Origin of the sequence: Herbiconiux daphne, assembly GCF_024979295.1 — a bacterium.
Lineage (GTDB): Bacteria > Actinomycetota > Actinomycetes > Actinomycetales > Microbacteriaceae > Herbiconiux > Herbiconiux daphnes.
Genome location: NZ_JANLCJ010000095.1, coordinates 1 through 1,375 on the forward strand (window position 1 = coordinate 1; position 1,375 = coordinate 1,375).

The following is a 1,375-nucleotide window of genomic DNA, read 5'->3' on the forward strand; positions in this document are numbered from 1 at the left end:
GGATGAAGCAGATGCCCGTAAACGTCGTCAGGAGATGCGCGAGCGTCGTCGTGCTGAGAAGGTAGACGAACCTATTGTCATTGTCCCAGCGCCTGTTACGATGGCTCCTGTTGATGCTGAGCCTTGGGTTGAGTGGTCACTGAAAGAGAAACTTAAGTTCGTTAAGAAACTGTTTGGTTTCTAATGGCACAAGACACAAGGACGTGTCAGTATTTGAATAGAGGTAAGGTATGAGAACCGAAGAAGAACAGATGTTGTTTCGTAAGCAAGTGCTACATAACTTTGAGAATCGTTGTGCTATCACTGGCACACACTTCCGCGAAGATACAGTGGATGCTGCTCACATTAGATTCTATCGTAATGGTGGGTCTATGTCAGTAGTGAATGGTATCCCATTACTCAGTAAGTTACATACTCTTCACGATGAGTTTCTGTTGTCTATCCATCCAGAATATCAGACAATACATTTTGCTATTGATGGTATGAAGTATGAAGGGCAGCGTATCCGTGAACATAACTTCTATCTGGACAAAGGTAGTTTGATATGGCACTGGAAAGAGTTCATATCTGTAAGAGCCGAACTGTCACTGCTTAACAAACGTAGTGATATCATTGAACAATGTATGTTGGAGGTCGTATGATTATTGATTTAAAAGCTGAGGGGACACTAGATAGTTAACTGATAAATGATTGAGAAACATTTGTCATAAGGAGGTTAGATGTCTATTTTCAATAGTAATGAACGTCACGACTTTAAGAAAGAACATAAGGTCGATGAAGAGAATGTCTTTGATATTCTCGAAGGTCAGTATCCACGTTCGTTAGTAGCAGAGCAGATTGCTTTGGAACACGAACAATACATCTTAGGTGAAGAACGTTTCTACAGGAATCTTAACAGGGCTGTAGAAGGTGGTCGTGTATCATCAGCACCTATGATGTCAGCACCAGCAACTGTATGGTGGCAAGCAACGATGGATGAAATCAATCGTCGTATTGAAGTCGAACTTGCTAAGACAGGTATGGCTGCTACTCACCGTATGAAATGGTTTAAGTTGACTCAGGATTGTGAGCCAGAAGTATTGGCGAACTTAACCCTATCAGTGTTATTGAATCATCTTCTGGTTGGTTCATATTTCTCTGCTCATTCAGCTTGGAAGATGGTAGGGGAAGCAGTAGAGAAACAGATTCGTTTCGCTCGTATTCGTTATTCAGAAGCAGTTGAATGGAAACGTCGTTACGAAGAAGAGTTCAAGAAACGTGCCAGTGATTTGAATCGCACGGAGTTTATGAAACGTGCTGAGAAAAATATGGTGGATGAAGGTAAGGTTGAAGAGTGGAAGCATTGGGATGTTGATGATGTTATCCGTGTTGGGTA

At 41.8% G+C, this 1,375-nt stretch carries 3 protein-coding genes; all 3 read left to right on the forward strand.

All coding sequences use genetic code 11. The features are described 5' to 3' along the window. The coding region (locus N1032_RS23215; RefSeq protein ID WP_259542711.1) for a hypothetical protein at positions 1 to 184 on the forward strand (184 nt) is incomplete at its 5' end. Positions 185 to 230: 46 nt separating this feature from the next. Continuing rightward, entirely contained in the window at positions 231 to 641 is a 411-nt protein-coding gene (locus N1032_RS23220) for an HNH endonuclease signature motif containing protein (RefSeq protein WP_259542712.1), read from the forward strand. A 78-nt stretch (positions 642 to 719) separates the two neighbouring features. After that, positions 720 to 1,375: hypothetical protein (locus tag N1032_RS23225; protein ID WP_259542713.1), on the forward strand; the 656-nt coding region annotated here is incomplete at its 3' end.